Raw genomic sequence first — 18075 nt, forward strand, 5'->3', positions numbered from 1 at the left:
ACGCCGGACGGCGCGCTGCCGGCGTGCCGGTCAGGTCCGGCGGCGGACACCCGCCGTCGACGCGCGCGCCAGGCGACTCGCCGCGAAACCGGCTCCCCCGAGCAAGAAGAAAAACGCGCGTCGCTCGCGCGTCAGTCGGATCCGGCGCGATGCAGCCGCGACGTGTCGACGATCGCGTCGGCCGGGCCCGGCGGATTCAGCCCGAGCATTTCGGCCGCCGCGGCCTTCACGCGCTGCGTGCCGAGATTGACGAGGCAGTCGCTGCGGCTGTCGACGTGGCGCTCGCAGCCCTCGTGCCGGCACGGCACGCAGTCGCCCTCCCCTTGCAGCAGCCACACGTTCCCGTGCCGCCCCGAGCCGCGCAGCGACCACGGATTCTCGGTCGCGGGCCAATGCTGCGGCCACGGCCCCCAGCGCACGGGATCGGACGGACCGAACAGCGCGATCGTGGCGGTGCCCGTCGCGGCCGCGACGTGTGTCGCGCCCGTGTCGGGCCCGATGAAGAGCCGCGCGCGCCGCACGAGCTCCGCGCTCTCGCCGAACGTCAGGCGCCCGACCAGGTTCAGCAGGTCGCCGCCCGCTTCGGCCGCGACCTGCTCCGCATACTCGCGCTCGCTGTCGCCCGGGCCGCCGGACAGCGCGACCGCGAAGCCCTGCTCGCGCAGCCAGCCGATCATCTCGACCCAGCCGTCGAGCCGCCACTGCTTGTAACGGAACATCGGATACGGATGCAGCACGACCAGCGGCTTGCCGGCGCGGATCGCCGGCGATTCGGCAAGCCGCGCGTCGAAGCGCGCGCGCCGCGCGGGATCGTCGCCGATGCCGGGCGCGACGACCTCGGACACCGGCTCGATGCCGATCACCGGCGCAAGTGCCAGCGTACTGACGACCGTATGCGCGGATTCGTGGTGATTGATCGCGATCCCGTTCAGCATCATCCGCGTGAGCCACGTGACGCGATTCGGATCGACGAGGCCGACCCGCTTGCGGCCGGCGAACCAGCTATAGAAACGCGGCCGGTCGGAACTCAGCGCCGCGCACGCGAGATCGTAGCGGCGCCACATTGACAGCGCGTCGCGCAGCCGCTCGCGGAATCCCGCGCGCTGCGCGACGACGATCACGTGCCGCACGTCCGGATTGTGCTCGAGTACGCCCTCGGTACCGCGAAACACCAGCATGTCGATCTGCGCGTCCGGCCAGCGGGCCTTCAGCGAACGCACGAGCGGCGTCGTCAGCAGCACGTCGCCGATACGGCGCGGTGCGGCAACGAGGATGGTTCTGGGCGGGTGGGCGGAAGAAAACAGGGCCACGGCGATCGTCTAGCTGGCTGAACAAGGCTGGCAATGTACAGGATTTTGCAGCAGCCGGCGCGGCATGGCGCGCCGGCCGTGCAGGCGGCCCCGATGCGGCCCTCCCAGTGGCCCTCCAGTGGCCCTTCCAGCGGGCCGCGCCGACGGTCGCGACGTGCGGGGTGCGCCCGCGTTAAGAGGCGATCGTCATGGCCGCGGGCGCGGCAACTGCCGGTCGCGCGCGTCGCATGTCGGTCACCGGTTCGTCGCGTTGGCCGGCCGGCGGCAGCAGATGGCGCACGGCGCGATCGACCGCGTCGACGCCGATCGCGTCGACGGTCGCACCGGCGCGCAGGATCACGTGCGGCACGCCGAGCGGGTGCCAGCGCAGGTATTTCTCGGGACGGTCCTCGAACAATGCGGCAACCGGCACGCCGAGCGCCGACGCGAGATGCACGGGTGCGCTGTCGGCCGAGACGATGACGTCGAGCAGGCTCGCGGCGGCCACCAGCTCGGCAACCGACGATGGCGCCACATGCTGCGCGTTCACGTCGCGCCACGCATCGTCCTCGGCAGACTTGCCGATCGCCGGATCGCGAAACACGATCACGTCGGCGAACGGCGCAAGCCGCACGCCGAGGTCGCGCCAGCGGTCTGCCGGCCAGCGGCGCTCGGCCGCCTTGTTCGACACGAACAGCCCGACACGCGGCTTCGTGCGTGCGCCGAGCAGGCGATACCACGTATCCTGCAGCGTACGGTCGGGATGAACCGACAGTTCGAGGCGGTCGAGATCGGCCCGGCCGAGTTCGGGCACGAGCCGGAAACCCGACAGCGCCTCGTGGCACATCTGCCGCTGCGCGACATGCTCGGGCTTGCGATCGTCGAATTCGGTCTCGGCATCGTGCCAGCGGCAATCCTTCGCGCGAAGCTGGCGCGCGAACTGCATGCTGCTGCGGTGCATGCCGCCGTTCGGCACGACCACGAGGTCGAACCGCAAGCGGCGCAGGCGGCGCACGAGTCGCATCCGGTCGAAGAAGGCGCGCATCCGCCCGGGACGGTCGTTGCGCTCGCACTGGCGGCTGTAGACGTACGTGTGGATCGCGTGCACGTCCGGGTTGCCGGCCAGCGCGGCCGCGTTGTAGCGGTTCGCGACCACATGCAGCTCCGCACCGGGCCAGCGCTCCTTCAACGCGCCGAGAAACGCCGTCGTGCACAGCATGTCGCCCAGAAAATCAATCCGGATCACGAGGATCCGCTGCGTCGGGTTCCCATTGGCCATGGTCATGTGGTGACAGTCAGTTTTTATCGTCGCGACGGGCCGTTTCACGGCATCCTGGACCGGCGCGGCCGTGACGCGCATTGCTGCCCGCCCTACGGATCCGCCCCTGTTTATGCGCACGAGACCGGCGCCGCTCGCCGGGCAAACCCGCGGCTGGGCGCCGCGTTCGTGCGGCTAGCGCCGGATTGTATAGCGTCCGGATGGCCAGCCCAAGGCCCGATTACCCTCAGACGTGAAAACGGCCCGCCGCACCGCGCGATGGCGATGCGGCGGGCCGCCTGTCGCGACAGCCGTCGAAACGGGACCCGTCAGTAGGTGATTTCGACGACGCTGCCGTCGAACGCCTCACGCAACTCCGCCAGCAGCACGTCGCTCGGCTTCACGCGCCACGCGTCGCCGAGACGCATTTCGCCCTGCGCCCGCGCATTGCTGTAGTGGATCTGGACCGCGAGCCCGTTCGGCAGCGGCGCCTGCGGGCGGCGGCCGCCATCGCGCCCGCCGCCGCGCGGCGCGGGCGCGTCGACCGCATTCGCGGCCGGCTCGTCCTTCGACACGTGCGGCTCCAGCACGCGGCGCAGCGCGACCGCGTCGGCGTTGCCGTTCATCGTCAGCCGCACGGCCTGCGCATAGCGGCTGCGCGCGCGTTCGAGATCCATCACGGTATCGGTCGTGAAGCGGATGCCGCCGGTGAACGCGTCGTTGCGCGCCTGCCCCTGCACGATCAACAGCTCGTCTTCCTTGAACAGCGCCTTGTTGGCCTCGAACTGTTCGTTGAAGATCGTGATCTCGCACTGGCCCGACCCGTCGTCGAGCAGCGCGATCAGCATCTTGCCGCGCTGGGTCATCTGCGTGCGCAGCGACGCGATGATGCCCGCGACGAGCTTGTCGCGCCCTTCCTTCAGGTCGCCGACCTTCTGCCGCACGAAGCGGCGCACTTCATCGCGATAGGCGTCGAACAGGTGGCCGGACAGATAGAAGCCGAGCGCGCCCTTTTCTTCCTGCAGGCGGCGCTTGTCGTCCCACGCGGGTTCGTCGACGAGCGCATGCGCGTGCGGCGACTCGGCGCCCATGTCGAACAGGCCGGCCTGCATCGCGTTCGCTTCGGCCTGGTCGGCCGCTTCCATCGCGAGCGGCACCGACGCGATCAACTGCGCACGGTTCGCGTTCAGCGAGTCGAACGCGCCGGCGCGGATCAGCGCCTCGACCGTGCGGCGATTGACGACGCGCCGGTCGATCCGTTCGCAGAAGTCGAACAGGTCGGTGAATGCCTTTTCCTCGCGGGCGCGCAGGATTTCCTCGATCGCATTCTGGCCGCTGCCCTTCACCGCGCCGAGGCCGTAGCGGATCGTGCGCGAGCGCTTGCCGTCGGCTTCGGCGACCGGCTCGAACCGGTAGTGCGACTGGTTGATGTCCGGCGGCAGCACGACGAGGTTGTTCACGGCGCAGTCGTCGAACAGGATCTTCACCTTGTCGGTGTCGTCCATCGCGAGCGTCATGTTGGCCGCCATGAATTCGGCCGGATGATGTGCCTTCAGCCACGCTGTGTAATACGCGAGCAGTGCGTACGCGGCCGCGTGCGACTTGTTGAAGCCGTAGCCCGCGAACTTCTCCATCAGGTCGAAGATCTCGTCGGACTTTTCGCGCGTGAGGCCGTTCGTCGCCGCGCCCTCGGCGAAGATCTCGCGGTGCTTGGCCATCTCCTCGGGCTTCTTCTTGCCCATCGCGCGACGCAGCAAGTCGGCGCCGCCGAGCGAGTAGCCGCCGATGATCTGCGCCATCTGCATCACCTGCTCCTGATAGACCATGATGCCGTAGGTCTCTTTCAGGACGGGTTCGACGCGCGGATCCGGATAGTCGACCTTCTCGCGGCCGTGTTTCCGTGCGCAGAAGCTCGGGATCAGGTCCATCGGGCCCGGACGGTACAACGACACGAGCGCGATGATGTCCTCGAAGCGGTCGGGCTGCGCATCCTTCAGCATGCCCTGCATCCCGCGGCTTTCCAGCTGGAACACCGCGACCGTGTTGGCCTTCTTCAGGATCTGGAACGACGCGGCGTCGTCGAGCGGCACCTGCGCGAGCGACCAGTCGGCCTTCGACGGATCGAGGCGGCGGATGTAGCGCTCGGCCCAGTCGAGGATCGTCAGCGTCGTGAGACCCAGAAAGTCGAACTTCACGAGGCCGACGGCTTCGACGTCGTCCTTGTCGTACTGGCTGACCACGCCGCCGTCGTCGCCCTGCGTGTACAGCGGGCAGAAATCGGTCAGCTTGCCGGGCGCGATCAGCACGCCGCCCGCGTGCATCCCGACGTTACGCGTGAGACCCTCGACGCGCTGCGCGAGATCGAGCAGCTGGTGCACTTCGTCCTCGTGGTCGTAGCGCTCCTGCAGCTGCGGCTCCTCTTTCATCGCGTCGGCGATCGTCACGTGCTTGCCCGGCTTGAACGGGATCAGCTTGGCGATGCCATCGGTGAACATGTAGCCGAGGTCAAGCACGCGGCCGATGTCGCGCACGGCCGCCTTCGCGGCCATCGTGCCGAAGGTGGCGATCTGCGACACGGCGTCGGCGCCGTACTTCTCCTTCACGTACTGGATCACGCGGTCGCGGCCGTGCTGGCAGAAGTCGATGTCGAAGTCGGGCATCGACACGCGTTCCGGGTTCAGGAAGCGCTCGAACAGCAGGTTGTAGCGCAGCGGATCGAGATCGGTAATGCCGAGCGCGTACGCGACCAGCGAACCGGCGCCCGAGCCACGGCCCGGACCGACCGGCACGCCGTTGTTCTTTGCCCAGTTGATGAAGTCCGCGACGATCAGGAAGTAGCCGGGGAAACCCATCTTCGTGATGGTTCCGCACTCGAATTCGAGACGCTTGTAGTACGTGTCGCGCTGCGCGTCGCGTTCGGCTTCGGCCGGATACAGCTGCGCCAGACGGGTCTCGAGCCCTTCCTTCGACAACTGGACGAGGTAATCGTCGAGCGACATGCCGTCCGGCGTCGGGAACAGCGGCAGCTTCGGCTTGCCGAGCTCGAGCTTCAGGTTGCAGCGCTTCGCGACTTCGACCGTGTTCGCGATCGCCGACGGCAGGTCGGCGAACAGCGCGGCCATGTCGTCCTGCGTGCGGAAATACTGGTCGGTCGTGAAACGCTTCTGGCGCCGCGGGTTCGCGAGGATGTCGCCTTCCGAGATACACACGCGCGCCTCGTGCGCGGTGAAATCGTCGTCGGTCATGAACTGCGTCGGGTGCGTCGCGACGACCGGCAGCTTCAGCGCCGCGGCGAGCGTCGCGGCCTGCTGGATGTACGCCTCGGCACCCGGCTGGCCGTAACGCTGCAGCTCGATGTAGAAGCCGCCCGGGAACACTTTCGCCCAGCGCTCGGCGTGACGGCGCGCGGCTTCCTCGTTGCCTGCGGCGAGCGCGAGCCCGATGTCGCCCTGTTGCGCCCCCGACAGCGCGAGCAGCCCCTGCGCGAGCTCGCCGTCGAGCCAGCTCGCGTCGAGCTCCGCGCGGCCGCGGTACTGGTTCGTGAGCCACGCCTTCGACAGCAGCTCGCAGAGATTCAGGTAGCCGACCTTGTCCTTGACGAGCAGCAGCAGCCGCGACGGCTTGTCGCGATCGTCCGGATTGGTGATCCAGACGTCGCAGCCGGCGATCGGCTTGATGCCCTTGCCGCGGGCTTCCTGGTAGAAACGGACGAGGCCGAATGCGTTGCCGAGATCGGTGAGCGCGAGCGCGCCCTGACCGTCTGCGGCCGCCGCCTTGACGATGTCGTCAATGCGCACGATGCCGTCGGCAATCGAGAATTCGGAGTGAACGCGAAGATGGACGAAGCGGGGATCTGACATGGGCGCTATTGTAGCCGCCCCGCCGCGCAGGCTGCCCAAAAAATCCCCGCGCCGGCCGTTCGGCCGATGCACGCGGCGACGCGTCACGCGGCTGGCCAAACGGCCGGATGCCGATGCACGCGCGGTTTGCGGGATAATACGGTTTTTCGAATCAACGCCCCGGCTTCGCACCCTTTTTTGCGGGCCGCCGTGCGGCCGTTTTCCCGTCGGACCATCATGACCATCGTCAACCTCGCCGCCTACCACTTCGTGTCGCTCGACGCGACCGAGCAATGGCGCCCGCTCGTCACCGCACGCTGCAACGAACTCGGCCTGCGCGGCACGATCCTGCTCGCGCCGGAAGGCATCAACCTGTTCATCGCCGGCACGCGCGAAGCCACCGACGCATTCATCGCGTACCTCCGCCACGATCCGCTGTTCGAAGGCAAGTTCGCGACGCTGCAGTTCAAGGAAAGCCTGTCCGACTCGCAGCCGTTCCGGCGCATGCTCGTGCGCCTGAAGCGCGAGATCATCACGATGAAGAAGCCCGCGATCAAGCCGGAACTCGGCCGCGCGCCGTTCGTCGACGCGCAGACGCTGAAGACATGGCTCGACCGCGGCCACGACGACACGGGCCGCCCGGTCGTGATGCTCGACACGCGCAACGCGTTCGAGGTCGACGTCGGCACGTTCGACGACGCGCTCGATTACCGGATCGACAAGTTCAGCGAATTCCCGGAAGTGATCGACGCGAACCGCGCCGACCTCGAAGGCAAGACGGTCGTGTCGTTCTGCACGGGCGGCATCCGCTGCGAGAAGGCCGCGATCCACATGAAGGAAATCGGCATCGAGAATGTGTACCAGCTCGAAGGCGGGATCCTGAAGTATTTCGAGGAAGTCGGCGGCGCGCACTACCACGGCGACTGCTTCGTGTTCGACTACCGCACCGCGCTGAACCCGCAACTCCAGCCCACCGAGAACGTCACGTGCTTCGCGTGCCGTGCGGTCGTCACGCCGGAAGCGCAACAATCGCCGAGCTACGTGCCCGGCAAGTCGTGCCCGGCCTGCGCGCAGGCAGCCAGCGCCGCATAAGCGCGCGCCCCGCGCCCCGATGAACGGCTATCGCGGCCGCTTCGCACCGTCGCCCACCGGCCCGCTGCATTTCGGCTCGCTGGTCGGCGCGCTCGCGAGCTGGCTCGACGCACGCGCGCACGGCGGTGCATGGCTCGTGCGCATCGAGGATCTCGACGGCCCGCGCACGGTACCCGGCGCGGCCGACGACATCCTCGCGACGCTCGCGCATTTCGGCATGACGCCCGACGAGCCGCCCGTGTGGCAAAGCACGCGCGATGCGGCCTACGCGGCTGCGCTCGAGCCACTCGTCGCGGCGGGGCGCGTCTATCCGTGCGGTTGTACGCGCAAGGAAATCGCCGACTCGCTGCGCGCCGCGCATGAGCGCCACACGACACTCGCGTATCCAGGCACCTGCCGCACCGGCCTGCACGGCAAGCCCGCGCGCGCATGGCGGCTGCGCGTGCCCGACGGCGACGACGCGATCGTCACGTTCGACGACCGCTGGCAACACACGCAATCGCAGAACCTCGCAACCGAAGTCGGCGATTTCGTGCTGAAACGCGCGGATGGCCAATGGGCCTATCAGCTCGCGGTCGTCGTCGACGATGCCGACGCCCGCATCACGCATGTCGTGCGCGGCGCCGACCTGCTCGATTCGACCGCGCGCCAGATCCATCTGCAACACTGCCTCGGCGTGCCGACGCCCGCGTACCTGCACGTGCCCGTCGTCGTCGATGCGAACGGCGAGAAACTCAGCAAGCAGACGGGTGCGACAGCGCTCGAACGCGACGATCCGCTGCCGGCGCTGCGGGCTGCCGCCGCGCATCTCGGCCTCACGGACGATGGCGATCTGTCGAGCCAGACAATGGACGCGTTCTACGTGGCCGCGACCGATGCGTGGGCGCGTCGCTTCGGGCTTCGCGCCGGTTGAATCGCTGGCAGGAACGGGGCCCGTACCGGCCGCGTTTCTGTCTCCGTCAGCGCCGAACCCGATCGCATGAATACGTGACGGATGCCCGGGCGCCACGCCCGCCGGCGACCCGCCATCGAAATCCCCCTGCCCCGCGCGGCCAGCCATCGCCGTCCCGCGCACGCCCCATCCCGATCGCGTCGCCCAATGAAAAACGGGCACATGCTCATCGCATGCACCCGTTTCCGCGGCAGTGTTCGCGCACCGCCGACCGCTTGAACCGTCCGGTTACGCCGTCGGCTTGCGCGGCATCCCGAACCCGCCGAGCAGCGCGGCAACCTGGCGCTTCGGCCCTTTCTTCTCGGGCTGCTGCGCGGGCTGTGCGTCGTCCGCCTGCTTCGCCGGCGCCGACGGCTCGTACGGCTTCAGGAAGAAATCGTCGACCGGCGCTTCGTGGCGACGGGGACGACCACCGCGCTCGGCAGCGGCCGACCGGTGTCCCGACGCCCCGCGATGCTCGTCGCGATCGCGACGACCGCCCCGTTCGCCACCGCGTTCGCTGTGGCGATCGCCGCCACGGTCGCCGCCACGCTCACCACCGCGCTCACCGCCACGGTCGTCGTGACGCTGGCGTGCCGGCTTGTTGAGCGTGAGCGTCTGCACTTCAAGCGGACGCTTGATCAGCTTCTCGATATCGGCAAGCTGCTTGCGCTCGTTCGGGCTACACAGCGACAGCGCGTCGCCCGTCGCACCCGCACGGCCGGTACGGCCGATCCGGTGCACGTAGTCTTCCGCACTGAACGGCAGGTCGAAGTTGATCACGGCCGGCAGCTCGGCGATGTCGAGGCCGCGGGCGGCCACGTCGGTCGCGACCAGCGCCTCGATCTCGCCGCGCTTGAACGCGTCGAGCGCCTGCATCCGCTCGAGCTGCGTCTTGTCGCCGTGGATCGCCGACGCGACCACGCCATCGCGTTCGAGGTTGCGCGCCAGGCGGCTTGCGCCGATCTTGCTGTTGCAGAACACGATCACCTGCTTCAGGCCGCGATCGCGCAGCAATTGCACGACGGCCGCCTGCTTGTCGCCTTCGGCGACGTCGTAGACGATCTGCGTGACGTTCGCGTTCGTCGAGTTGCTGCGTGCGACCTCGATCGTCTGCGGGTTGCGCAGGTAGGTCGATGCGAGCTTCTTGATTTCGCCCGAGAACGTGGCCGAAAACAGCAGCGTCTGGCGTTCCTTCGGCAGCAGGTTCAGGATGCGCTGCAGATCGGGCAGGAAGCCCATGTCGAGCATCCGGTCGGCTTCGTCGAGCACGAGAATCTGCACCTGGCCGAGGTTCGCCGTCTTCTGCTGCACGTGGTCGAGCAGACGGCCCGGCGTCGCGATCAGGATTTCGACGCCGCGGCGCAGCTCGGCCGATTGCGGGTTCATGTCGACACCGCCGAACACGACCGCGCTGCGCAGCGGCGTGTGCTTCGCATACGCGTGCACGTTCGCGGCGACCTGGTCGGCGAGTTCGCGGGTCGGCGTGAGGATCAGCGCACGCACCGGGTGGCGCGCCGGTGACGCGCTCGTGTTGGCTTGCGGCAGCAGGCGCTGGATGATCGGCAGCGAGAAACTCGCGGTCTTGCCGGTACCCGTTTGCGCGGCGCCCATGACGTCGCGGCCGGCGAGCACGACCGGAATGGCCTGTGCCTGGATCGGCGTCGGCGTCGTATAGCCCTGCTCCGCAATGGCTTTCAGGATATCGGCGGCAAGGCCGAATTGATCGAAGGTTGCGTCGACGGGCTTGGCGACAGAATCGGACATGGTGGCGTTTCGCTCAAAAGGCGCGGCGGGGACATCGTGCGTCAGGCCAGCCGGGCCTGCGCTCATCACAATTCGGAAATAGACGGAGCCACGGCGCGCCGCGCGGCGCCGCTCTGGCGCTTGGGACCGGTTCAATGCGAACGCTGGACGCCAGGCCGTGCGGACTCCGTTCGGCGCGAATGCCGACGGAAAGGGCCGTATTGTAGCACTGCGCGGCCAACTGTCCGTGACAACGCCGCGAACGGCCGCAACGGCGGTTCGCACGGCGTGCCCGTGCAGGCCCGCGCGGGCGACGGATGACCCGATCGGGTTATCCCGATCGGCCGGCGAGCAATATCAGGGGTCCGATCCCGGATGATCGTATCCCGACGCCTGCCGCTGCCCGCGCACCGGGCCTTCAGGCCCGGTTCGCGGTCAACCCACGTGACTCCGCTCCGCGATCGCGCCCGGCGCTCAGCCCTTCTTCTTTTTCTTCTCGACCTGCACGCAGTCGCCGAGCAGCGGCGGCGACTTCTCGTCGGCGATCTCGTCGCGCAGCGTCGCTTCCTTGCCCTTCGTCCACCACGTATAGCGGCCGGCCTGGTAGCGCGCGCCCGACGCCGACACGGTGTCGACGAACAGCATCTGCTTCCCGTTGACCGGCACGAGCGCGAAGCTCTGGCCGTTGCCCGCGAGCCAGTACGACACGCGCACGGGCTGCTTCTGGTTCGCGCACTGGTAAATGGTCTGCTGGCGCGCATCGGCGTCGATTTCCTCGACGGTCAGTTGCGCGGCATGCGCGACGGAAACGGCGGTGCCGGCCAGCGCGAGCGCGGCGAGGGTTTGGCGAATCATGCAGGTCCTCTCACGAGACGGATGGAAACGCGCCCTCGCGGGGCGCGCGGTTATTGTTGATGGGCGATCGCGCCGGTTGCGGGGATCAGGGATCGATGACGCCCGCGCACGCATCGGTCGGCGCCGCGGCGACATGGCCGACGAGCGGCACGATCTTGAGCCCCGCCGAGGCCACGCGGCACGGTGCGGCCGCGAGGCCGCAACCCGCGAGATTCGCGACGAGCACCAGCGCGACGCCCAGCTTTCCGATACTCAACCACCTCGACACCATCGTCCTCTCCTCGTTCCATCAGCGGGCCGACACTGGCCGGACGGCCGCGGCGGCGCGCTTCGCGCGTTCGCGGGCTTCGTCGACGGTCGCGCCGGTCGCCAGCGCGACGCCCATGCGCCGCTTCGCAAAACTTTCCGGTTTGCCGAACAGGCGCAGGTCGGCCCCCGGCACCGCGAGCGCGTCGCGCACGCCTTCGAACGCGATCCCGCGCTCGTCGAGCCCGCCGTAGATCACGGCCGACGCAGCCGGCGTCCCGAGCGCCGGATCGACCGGCAGCCCGAGAATCGCCCGTGCGTGCAATTCGAATTCCGACTGGCGCTGCGATGCGAGCGTGACGAGGCCCGTATCGTGCGGCCGCGGGCTCACTTCCGAGAACCACACGTCGTCGCCGCGCACGAACAGTTCGACGCCGAACAGCCCGCGCCCGCCGAGCGCCTCGGTGACCTTGTGCGCGATCTCGCGCGACTTCTCGAGCGCCGCCGCGCTCATCGGCTGCGGCTGCCACGACTCGACGTAGTCGCCCGCGACCTGCACGTGGCCGACCGGCTCGCAGAAGTAGGTGCGCGTGGCGAGCGTCACCGGATCGATCGCGCGCACGGTCAGCTGCGTGATCTCGTAGTCGAAATCGACGAAGCCTTCGACAATCACGCGGCCGTGATTCACACGTCCGCCCGCCATCGCGTAATCCCATGCGGGCTTCACGTCGGCTTCGGTCTTCACGACCGACTGCCCCTTGCCCGACGACGACATCACGGGCTTCACGACGCACGGCATGCCGATCTTCGCGATGGCCGCGCTGAAGGCCTCGAACGAATCCGCGAACGCATACGGCGACGTCGGCAGGCCGAGTTCCTCGGCCGCAAGCCGGCGGATCCCTTCGCGGTTCATCGTGAGCTGCGTCGCGCGCGCGGTCGGGATCACTTCGGCGAGGCCGGCCGCCTCGATCGCGGCGAGCGCGTCGGTGGCGATCGCCTCGATCTCGGGGACGATCAGGTGCGGGCGCTCGGTCTCGACGATCGCCCGCAACGCGGCGGCGTCCGTCATGTCGATCACGTGCGCGCGATGCGCGACCTGGTGGCCCGGCGCATCCGGATAGCGGTCGACCGCGATGACTTCGACACCGAGACGCTGCAACGCGATGATGACTTCCTTGCCGAGCTCGCCGGCGCCGAGCAGCATGACGCGCGTGGCCGAGGGTGAAAGCGGCGTACCGAGCCGCTGACCGATCTGCATGTGATTTCCCGCTTCAGGTGGAGGACGAAAACGGCTCCGATGTTAACACGTGCGATCGCGCCGGTTTTGGGCGTTTCGGCGCGCCGGCGCCCGGCCGCTCGCGGCTTGTGGACGGGCTGCGAACGTTTTCATCCGCGAAGTGTCGGCTCGCCTGCCGCGGGGCGGGTGCGTTACTCTTACGCCTTGATCAGAATCCGATGAGGAACGAGGCTCATGTCCCACCTGTCCGCAGCCGCACGCGCGCGCACCGGCCTGCTTCGCCCGTTGCGCGCGCCGTTCTGCGCGTTGACGCTTGCCACGCTTCTCGCCGCCTGCGCGATGCCGACCCATCCCGATTCCGCCGCCCCCGCGCCCGACCCGTACAACCCGGCCGCCGTCCAGCTGCTCGACGACACCAGCTGGGAGCTCACCAGCTGGGTGAACGCCGACGGCTCGCAACGTGCGATCCCGCACGGCGACAACGGCGAGCCGATCAAGCTCGCGCTGTCGACCGAATCGGGCATCCGGCGCGCCAGCGGGTTCTCGGGCTGCAACCGCTACATGGGCACCTACGCAATCAAGAACGGCTTGCTGAGCTTCGGCCCGCTCGCCGGCACGCGGATGGCGTGCCCGAACACGCTCGGCGGCCAGCTCGAGCACGCGTACCTCGACGCGCTTGCGCACGTCGACAAGACCGGCGTGCAGATGCGCGAGCCGCAGCAACTGCAGATCGTGACCAACGCCGGCGCCACGCTGACCTTCACGCACCGGAGCCCCTGATGCATCGCGCACGCGAAGGCCGGCCGACCGCCTTCGCGTCGCGCGCGTGTGCCGGACGCACATGCCGCACGGCGTGAAACGAATTCACGCCGCCCGAGAATCTTGTTCGCCGGCCGGTTAAACTCGGCGGGTCGCGCCTCGCGCGCCCCTCCCCACTCCTGTTTCAAAGCATGCACACGGTTGTCTTCGGCTGGTTCGGCATCTCCGCCGTCTGGTTCCTCCTTCTCTTCTGGCGTCTCGTACAGGCGATGCTGCCCGGCGGCGGCGGGCTCGCCGGCCGCGGCTCGATCCGCCTGTGGCTCGGCTTCGCCGCGGTATTCGCCGCAAGCTGCACGCTGACGAGCCCGCTGTCGGGTCCCGACACGAATGCGCTCGGCCATGCGTTCTCGGCCGGCTTCGCCCACGTGCTCGGGCCGATCGGCACGCCGGTCGCGATGGTCGTGCTGTTCTTCGCCGGGCTGCCCTGGCTGACCGGTATCGGCTGGCGGCAGTTCGCCGCGTGGGTCGACACGTCGTTCGGCGTCAAGCTGTCGCGCGACGGCGGCGACGACGACGTGCGTGGGATCGCCGACCTGCCGCGCAGCGCGCTGCATCGCGACGACGACATCGTGCAACCGACCACCGCGCACACCGTCAACTCGATGGCGCCGCGCCAGAACGGCCGTTATTCGCGCCCGACGCTGTGGAAACCCGACCCGCAGGCGCGGACGAAGCCACGTAGCAAGACGCCGCAGCGTCCGCTCGCGGAACCCGTCGCGCCATCGGGCTGGCTGAAGCCGACCGCACCCCAGCGCACGCCGGTGGCGCCACCCGCGCCGATCCCGGCCAGCGCGATGCCGCCGCCCACGACCGGCAGCACCGCCAGCCTCGCGCGCGCGGCGGCGAACGCGCAGGTGCCGCGCCCCGACCCGGCCCCGCTTCCTGCCGGATTCGAACCCGTCCGGCCGCGGCCGACCGCCGCGCGACCGGCAGCCACGGCTGCGCTGAAGCAGACTGCTCCGCGCACCTCGGTCACGCCCCGGCCGGTTGCCGGTGCGCAACCGCCGCGTCCGCCGGTGCGCCCGGCCACGGGCACGGCCGCCGCCGGCCAGCCGCCGGACGCGGCACGCCGCCGCCCGTCGCCGCCACAACCGGCGCGCGCGCCGCTCTATGCGTGGACGGAAAAGCCCGCCGCACCGATCACGCCGGCACCGAGCGTTCACGACACGCTGCGCTCGATCGAGGCCAGCACCGCGCAATGGGCGACGATCGGTAGCGCGCAGTCGGCCGATGGCACACACGCGGCGGCGGCAGCCGCAACCGTGGCGGGTATCGCCGCGGCAGCCGGCAGCGTGGCCGCCCCCGCGTCGGCAGCCGTGTCGAACGCGTTCGCCTCCGCGGCGCACGGCATCGCAGCCCATGACGCCGGCGTTCCGCTCGAACACGATGCAGCGCCCGCCTACGACGACCACGCACCGATCGTGCTCGACGCATTCATGCCGGCAGAATCCGGTATCGCGCACGCTCCCGTTGTCGATTCGGGCACCTCGGCATTCGACGACGCCGCACGGCACGCAGTGCCGGATACCGGCATCGACGATGCCGTGTTCCCGCATCGCGCGGGCGACGCGATCCGTCACGTCGACGATGCGCCCGCCGCACACGCATCCGGGATCACACCCGCGCCGTCGTTCGATGCACCGATCGACCTCGCGCCGTGGGAAGACGTCGCCCGCCCGCCGGTTTTCGCCGCGCTCGACGTACCAGTCGCGCATCCGATCGCCGAGTCGCCGCTGGACGCGGCAGGATCGAAGCCCGTCAATGCCGCCTTCGCACAACCGCAAGGTGACGCGGTTCGCGACTTCGCGGCAAGCAACCCGGCGGCGTCCGTCGATATCGACGACACGCACAACGCGCGACCGGATCCTGCGATCGATCCCAGGCCGCAGGACGTCGCCGATCCGCTGACCGGCGTGAAACCCGCCGGCAGCCTTGCTCCGTTCGCTGCCCTGCCCTCTTCGTCGATCGCCGGCGCATCGGCGCACGCGCTTTCCGGAACCACGCCGGTTGCGGCCACGTCCGCACCGGCTGCAACGAGCCCCGCACTGGAAGCCCTCAAGCCGGTCGAGGCGGAACGCGAGGCACCGCTGTCGGCCATTGCCCAAGGCACCACGACCGCCACACATTGGGCGCCGCCGCCCCCGCCGACGGTACAACCTGCAACGACGCATACGGCCGCCTCGGCCGGACTGCCGCAATCGCCGGCAGTTCAGCCGTTTGCCGCAGCATCGACGGCCTCGGCCGCCGCTGCCTCGCCGCTGGTCGGCACGGCCAACGGCTCGACGGCCCGGGCGCCCGTCGCCGCATCGAGCATCGCGCCCGTCTCCGCAGCCGTTTCACCGGTCGGTGCGACCGGCACGGCCTCGGCTTCGCCGTCGCAACCGGCCGCATCGGTATCGCACGTTGCTTCCGCCGTATCGACCGCACCGGCCAGCGTCACGGGCATGACCTACGGTTCGCTTCCGCGCGCTTCGATGCCCGCATCGACCGATGCGCCCGCCGTGACGCCATCGACGAGCAGCGCATCGGGACCGACGTTCGGCTCGCCCCTGCAGACTTCCGCCACGCCGGCGCCCGCTGCCGCGACGCCCGCGACCTTCACGTCCGCACCGGTTATCGCCCCCTCTTCGGTGCCTGCATCGACGCTGTCGCCCGACACGGCAACCCCGTCGGCCGGCACCGCATTCGGCACCTCCGGCGCTGCCGCTCCGCAGCCGGCAATCAGCCTGTCCGTACCGCCTGCCGCCCCCGCCGCGACGTCGCTGCCGATGTCGACGTCCTCCGGCACGATCGCTTCGACGACCACCGCCGCAGCGACGCCTGCCCACCCGGTCGCAGGCTCGCCTGCCGCCGCGCTCGGATCGCTGGTGTCCATCGGTGCGGCAGCCGCCACGCAGGTTCCGTCGATCGCGTCCGCGCCCGCCGCAACCGCGACCCCGGCGTTCACGACATCGCCCGCCCCTGCCACAACGTCGACAAGCTGGTCCATGTCGAATGACCTGTCCGTCACGCCGGCGGCCGCATCGACCGTGGCGCCGCAGCCGGCAGCAATCGTCCCCGGCGCGAGCCTGTCGATGCCGCCGGCGGCCATCGCCTCCGCGCCGATCGGCGCAAGCGAACCGGCCGCGCCTGCGATTGCCGACACCGCGCCCCCCGACACCCCCGCGCGCCAGCCGCGCCCGAACGCGTTCGAATTCCACGCACCGGCGTCGTTCAGCGTCGAACTGCCGACGCTCGACCTGCTCGAACCGGCGTCCGACGACGTCGAAACGATCACCGAGGAACATCTCGCGCAAACCGCCCAGGTGATCGAACAGCGGCTGCAGGAATTCAAGGTCCCGGTGACGGTCGTCGGCGCATCGGCCGGCCCCGTGATCACGCGCTTCGAGATCGAGCCCGCGCTCGGCGTGCGCGGCAGCCAGATCGTCGGGCTGATGAAGGATCTGTCGCGCGGCCTCGGCCTCACGTCGGTCCGCGTCGTCGAGACGATTCCCGGCAAGACCTGCATGGGCCTCGAACTGCCGAACGCGAAGCGCCAGATGATCCGCCTGTCGGAAATCCTCGCGTCGCGCGAGTACCAGCATTCTCAATCGCAACTGACGATCGCGATGGGCAAGGACATCACGGGCCACCCGGTCGTCACCGATCTCGCGAAGGCGCCGCACATGCTCGTCGCCGGCACGACGGGTTCGGGCAAGTCGGTCGCGATCAACGCGATGATCCTGTCGCTGCTGTACAAGGCGACGCCGGAAGACGTGCGGCTCATCATGATCGACCCGAAGATGCTGGAGCTGTCGGTCTACGAAGGCATCCCGCACCTGCTCGCGCCGGTCGTCACCGACATGAAGCTCGCGGCGAACGCGCTGAACTGGTGCGTCGGCGAGATGGAGAAGCGCTACCGGCTGATGTCGGCCGTCGGCGTGCGCAACCTCGCGGGCTTCAACCAGAAGATCCGCGACGCGGAAGCGAAGGAAAAGAAGATCGGCAATCCGTTCTCGCTGACGCCCGAGGATCCCGAGCCGCTGTCGAAACTGCCGCTGATCGTCGTCGTGATCGACGAGCTGGCCGACCTGATGATGGTCGCCGGCAAGAAGATCGAGGAGCTGATCGCGCGCCTCGCGCAGAAGGCGCGTGCGGCCGGCATCCACCTGATCCTTGCGACGCAGCGTCCGTCCGTCGACGTGATCACGGGTCTGATCAAGGCGAACATCCCGACGCGCGTCGCGTTCCAGGTGTCGTCGAAGATCGACTCGCGCACGATCCTCGACCAGATGGGCGCCGAGTCGCTGCTCGGGATGGGCGACATGCTGTTCCTGCCGCCGGGCACCGGCTATCCGCAGCGCGTGCACGGCGCGTTCGTCGCCGACGAGGAAGTGCACCGGATCGTCGAGTACCTGAAGCAGTTCGGCGAGCCGCAGTACGAGGAAGGCATCCTCGACGGCCCGGCCGCCGACGGCGCGACGCAGGACCTGTTCGGCGAAGCGCCGGACGCGGAAGCCGATCCGCTGTACGACGAAGCCGTCGCGTTCGTCGTGCGCACGCGGCGCGCGTCGATCTCGTCGGTGCAGCGGCAACTGCGCATCGGCTACAACCGCGCGGCACGCCTCGTCGAGCAGATGGAAGCGGCCGGGCTCGTGTCGGCGATGGGCATCAACGGCAGCCGCGAGGTGCTCGTGCCGGCCGCGGCCGACTGAGCGCGGCGGCCGGGCAGCCGCCGTCGATCGATACGGGCGCACCGGCGCCCCGAAAAAAAGGGCGCTGCA

At 69.3% G+C, this 18075-nt stretch carries 10 protein-coding genes and 1 pseudogene; 4 read left to right on the top strand and 7 right to left on the bottom strand.

Annotation, left to right across the window (positions count from 1 at the left end):
* Positions 1–131: 131 nt before the first annotated feature.
* The 3 genes from OHZ10_RS12705 to dnaE all read right to left on the bottom strand — a co-directional run bounded on the left by OHZ10_RS12705 (position 132) and on the right by dnaE (position 6407).
* Positions 132–1310 carry a glycosyltransferase family 9 protein gene (locus OHZ10_RS12705; protein ID WP_340624330.1) on the bottom strand — a complete coding sequence of 393 codons (1179 nt, stop codon included), beginning with the start codon at positions 1308–1310 and terminating at the stop codon, positions 132–134.
* A gap of 172 nt (positions 1311–1482) precedes the next feature.
* The gene (locus tag OHZ10_RS12710; RefSeq protein ID WP_174993832.1) at positions 1483–2568 is read right to left on the bottom strand and encodes a glycosyltransferase family 9 protein; all 1086 of its coding nucleotides are present in this window, start codon (positions 2566–2568) and stop codon (positions 1483–1485) included.
* A gap of 308 nt (positions 2569–2876) precedes the next feature.
* Positions 2877–6407, bottom strand: coding sequence for a DNA polymerase III subunit alpha (gene dnaE, locus OHZ10_RS12715; RefSeq protein ID WP_059233551.1), 3531 nt, complete (start codon positions 6405–6407; stop codon positions 2877–2879).
* Between the two features lie 216 nt (positions 6408–6623).
* On the opposite strand from dnaE, the gene OHZ10_RS12720 reads away from it, so the two are divergent.
* Positions 6624–7478, top strand: a complete 855-nt coding sequence (locus OHZ10_RS12720) for a sulfurtransferase (RefSeq protein WP_174993807.1) — start codon at positions 6624–6626, stop codon at positions 7476–7478.
* A gap of 19 nt (positions 7479–7497) precedes the next feature.
* Entirely contained in the window at positions 7498–8391 is an 894-nt protein-coding gene (gene gluQRS, locus OHZ10_RS12725; RefSeq protein ID WP_174993806.1) for a tRNA glutamyl-Q(34) synthetase GluQRS, read from the top strand.
* Positions 8392–8658: 267 nt separating this feature from the next.
* On the opposite strand, the gene OHZ10_RS12730 is transcribed toward gluQRS, so the two are convergent.
* The 4 genes from OHZ10_RS12730 to purT form a co-directional block, all read right to left on the bottom strand.
* Positions 8659–10242: a DEAD/DEAH box helicase gene (locus OHZ10_RS12730; RefSeq protein WP_059233548.1), complete on the bottom strand. Its 1584-nt coding sequence runs from the start codon at positions 10240–10242 to the stop codon at positions 8659–8661.
* 387 nt (positions 10243–10629) lie between these two features.
* Positions 10630–11010 (bottom strand): MliC family protein, encoded by a 381-nt coding sequence (locus tag OHZ10_RS12735; protein WP_059233547.1) that lies wholly within the window; start codon positions 11008–11010, stop codon positions 10630–10632.
* 85 nt (positions 11011–11095) lie between these two features.
* Positions 11096–11281 (bottom strand): DUF6726 family protein, encoded by a 186-nt coding sequence (locus OHZ10_RS12740; protein ID WP_059233546.1) that lies wholly within the window; start codon positions 11279–11281, stop codon positions 11096–11098.
* An 18-nt stretch (positions 11282–11299) separates the two neighbouring features.
* Positions 11300–12514 carry a formate-dependent phosphoribosylglycinamide formyltransferase gene (gene purT / locus OHZ10_RS12745; protein WP_342702664.1) on the bottom strand — a complete coding sequence of 405 codons (1215 nt, stop codon included), beginning with the start codon at positions 12512–12514 and terminating at the stop codon, positions 11300–11302.
* Between the two features lie 213 nt (positions 12515–12727).
* Between purT and OHZ10_RS12750 the strand changes: the two genes are divergently transcribed.
* On the top strand, positions 12728–13273 hold the full coding sequence (locus OHZ10_RS12750; protein ID WP_059233544.1) for an META domain-containing protein: 546 nt from the start codon (positions 12728–12730) through the stop codon (positions 13271–13273).
* A 2960-nt stretch (positions 13274–16233) separates the two neighbouring features.
* A pseudogene (locus tag OHZ10_RS38630) lies at positions 16234–18006 on the top strand (DNA translocase FtsK); the annotation flags it as partial.
* Between the last annotated feature and the right edge of the window lie 69 nt (positions 18007–18075).

This window comes from Burkholderia arboris (assembly GCF_038723655.1).
Taxonomy (GTDB): domain Bacteria; phylum Pseudomonadota; class Gammaproteobacteria; order Burkholderiales; family Burkholderiaceae; genus Burkholderia; species Burkholderia arboris.

Bases quoted from the DNA above. Each gene is read 5' to 3' on its own strand.
- OHZ10_RS12710 (WP_174993832.1), bottom strand. From the start codon at position 2,568: ATGGCCAATGGGAACCCGACGCAGCGGATCCTCGTGATCCGGATTGAT.
- dnaE (WP_059233551.1), bottom strand. From the start codon at position 6,407: ATGTCAGATCCCCGCTTCGTCCATCTTCGCGTTCACTCCGAATTCTCG.
- OHZ10_RS12720 (WP_174993807.1), top strand. From the start codon at position 6,624: ATGACCATCGTCAACCTCGCCGCCTACCACTTCGTGTCGCTCGACGCG.
- gluQRS (WP_174993806.1), top strand. From the start codon at position 7,498: ATGAACGGCTATCGCGGCCGCTTCGCACCGTCGCCCACCGGCCCGCTG.
- OHZ10_RS12730 (WP_059233548.1), bottom strand. From the start codon at position 10,242: ATGAGCGCAGGCCCGGCTGGCCTGACGCACGATGTCCCCGCCGCGCCT.
- OHZ10_RS12735 (WP_059233547.1), bottom strand. From the start codon at position 11,010: ATGATTCGCCAAACCCTCGCCGCGCTCGCGCTGGCCGGCACCGCCGTT.
- OHZ10_RS12740 (WP_059233546.1), bottom strand. From the start codon at position 11,281: ATGGTGTCGAGGTGGTTGAGTATCGGAAAGCTGGGCGTCGCGCTGGTG.
- purT (WP_342702664.1), bottom strand. From the start codon at position 12,514: ATGCAGATCGGTCAGCGGCTCGGTACGCCGCTTTCACCCTCGGCCACG.
- OHZ10_RS12750 (WP_059233544.1), top strand. From the start codon at position 12,728: ATGTCCCACCTGTCCGCAGCCGCACGCGCGCGCACCGGCCTGCTTCGC.